This is a genomic window from Kribbella sp. (assembly GCF_035687465.1).
GTDB lineage: Bacteria > Actinomycetota > Actinomycetes > Propionibacteriales > Kribbellaceae > Kribbella.
Genome location: NZ_DASRXP010000335.1, coordinates 1 through 2,459 on the forward strand (window position 1 = coordinate 1; position 2,459 = coordinate 2,459).

General features: G+C 68.9%; 2 protein-coding genes and 1 pseudogene. 2 read left to right on the top strand and 1 reads right to left on the bottom strand.

Features of this window, described 5'->3' with window-relative positions; all coding sequences use genetic code 11:
• Both VFG33_RS17685 and VFG33_RS17690 read left to right on the top strand, forming a co-directional pair.
• Positions 1 to 1,139 (top strand): 3-hydroxyacyl-CoA dehydrogenase family protein (locus VFG33_RS17685; protein ID WP_325053986.1); only part of this gene is annotated, 1,139 nt, incomplete at its 5' end.
• Positions 1,140 to 1,199: 60 nt separating this feature from the next.
• Positions 1,200 to 2,285 (top strand): hypothetical protein, encoded by a 1,086-nt coding sequence (locus VFG33_RS17690; protein ID WP_325053987.1) that lies wholly within the window; start codon positions 1,200 to 1,202, stop codon positions 2,283 to 2,285.
• On the opposite strand, the pseudogene VFG33_RS17695 reads toward VFG33_RS17690, so the two are convergent.
• A pseudogene (locus VFG33_RS17695) lies at positions 2,264 to 2,459 on the bottom strand (phytanoyl-CoA dioxygenase family protein); the annotation flags it as partial. The gene VFG33_RS17690 and the pseudogene VFG33_RS17695 overlap by 22 nt on opposite strands.

A 2,459-nucleotide genomic window follows, 5' to 3' on the forward strand; every position in this document is an offset into this window, starting at 1 on the left:
TGGACATCGACGCCGCGATGCGGTACGGCTGCGGCTACCCGATGGGCCCGCTGCAGCTGCTCGACCTGATCGGGCTCGACACGGCGTACGAGATCCTCGAGACGATGTACCGCCAGGGCCGCGACCGGCTGCACGCGCCGGCGCCGATCCTCAAGCAGCTGGTCACCGCCGGCATGCTGGGTCGCAAGACCGGCCGCGGCTTCTACACCTACGAGGCGCCCGACTCGCCGGTGGTCGTCGACGACGACCTGACCCCGGTGACCGGCGGCTCGGAGATTGCGATCCGCCCGATCCGGCAGGTCGGCGTGGTCGGCTCCGGGACGATGGCCGTCGGCATCGTCGAGGTCTGTGCCAAGGCCGGGTACGACGTGCTGTACGTGGCCCGGGGGACCGAGAAGGTCGACCAGGTCCGGGCAGGGCTGGAACGCTCGCTGGAGAAGGGGGTTCAGCGCGGCAAGCTGTCGTCGGAGGAGCGCGACGCGGCGCTCGGCCGGATCGTCGGCACCGCGCGGCTCGACGATCTCGCGTCGGCGGATCTGGTGATCGAGGCCGTGGTCGAGGAGCTCAGCGTCAAGCAGGCGCTGTTCGAGACGTTCGACGAGATCTGCAAGCCGGGCGCGATCCTGGCGACGACCACGTCGAGCCTGCCGGTGATCGACCTGGCGATGGCGACGAAGCGTCCGTCGGACGTGGTGGGGCTGCACTTCTTCAACCCGGCGCCGGTGATGAAGTTGGTCGAGGTGGTCAGCACGGTCAGTACCCTGCCCGAGGTCGCGGACTCGGTAGCAGCCGTGGCGGTTGCCGCCGGCAAGCACCCCGTACGGTGCGGCGATCGGGCCGGGTTCATCGTCAATGCGCTGCTGTTCCCGTACCTGAACGACGCGGTCCGGATGCTCGAGGCGCACTACGCCGGCGTGGACGAGATCGACGCCGCGATGAAGCTGGGCTGCCGGTTGCCGATGGGCCCGTTCGAGCTGCTCGACGTGGTCGGGCTGGACGTGTCACTCGCGATCCAGCGGACCCTCTACCTGGAGTTCCGCGAGCCAGGCTTCGCGCCCGCGCCACTGTTGGAGCACCTGGTCACCGCCGGCTACCTCGGCCGCAAAACCGCCCGCGGCTTCCGCGACTACGCCAGCTGACCCGTAGTACCAGCGGATAAGGGCGAGCGGCTAGCCGGGGTTCAGCCGTAAGGTCGGTGGGTGACTTGGGTGGAGAGCCGTCGGGCCCCGGAGCCGCTGGCTTTGCAGGCTGATGCGGGTGGGTACTGGGTGCGCCGCTGGACGGGCGACGAGTGGTTTGCCGAGGTTGATGCGTGGGTGAGAGCACGACTCACCAACGCGGGGATCGCCGTGACCGGGGCGCCTGTGCCGTACACGATCCGGTTCTGGGCGGCGGTCTGGTGTTATCCGACAGATCACGGGTTGTTCTGGTTCAAGGAGAACAATCCCGGCCAGGCTTTCGAGGCCGCGCTGGTTGCCGCGATGGCTGAGGCGCTCCCGCAGCACGTGGTCGCGCCCCTGGCGATCGAGGCGGACCGCGGCTGGATGCTGACCGCGGACCAGGGCCCGACGCTCGACCAGGTGGCGGACACCGACCTCCTGCCGCTGTGGCGACGGCTCGTGACCGAGTACGCCGGGCTGCAGCGCGACTCGATTCCCGCCGAGACCGCGTTGCTCGCCAGCGGATTGACCTCGCTGGCACCGCCCCGCTTGGCGGATACCGTGCATGGGATCGCGGACTGGTTCGGAGCACTCGGGACCGAGCACCCGTTGTGCTTGGAGCCGACGGTGTTGGCCGGTCTGCGGCGGGCCGGTGACACGTTGGCCGGCCTGGACGCCAAGCTGAGTGGCGCGATCTCGATGGCGCTGGACCAGAACGACCTACATGTCCACAATGTGTTCCGGCGGCATCCGTCGGCGCCGTTCCGGTTCTTCGACTTCGGCGATGCGGTCTGGGGTCATCCGTTCGCCACGGCGCCGAGCATCCGGTCGGCTCTGGTCAATCCCAATCGCCAAGGGACCTGGGCGGAGGACGACCCGCGCCTGGACGAGTTGACCGACGTCTACCTCCAGCAATGGTCAGACCTCGCGCCGCTCGAAGTACTGCGGGCTGAGCTGGACGTAGCCGCCCCACTACATGCCGTGCACCGCCTGGTCTCCTGGCACCGATTGCTGGTGCACGCCGACAACATAGAGGTCGAGGCCTGGGCGTTCTCACCGCAGTACTGGCTCAGCGAAGTGGTCCGCCTGTTTGCACCGACGGATCAGGGCTCGACGTCGCCGTAGTCTCCGCAAGGACCTCCGCCGATCGCCGCGGGGATCGAGACCGTACGCCGGTCCGGGCGGACCAGGGGGTCGTAGAACGCCGCGATCTCCGTGCTCGCCTCGGGGACGTAGTGGAAGATCAGCGCACGGCGGAACCGGTCGGTGCTGCTGTTCGGCCGGGAGCCGTGCACCACG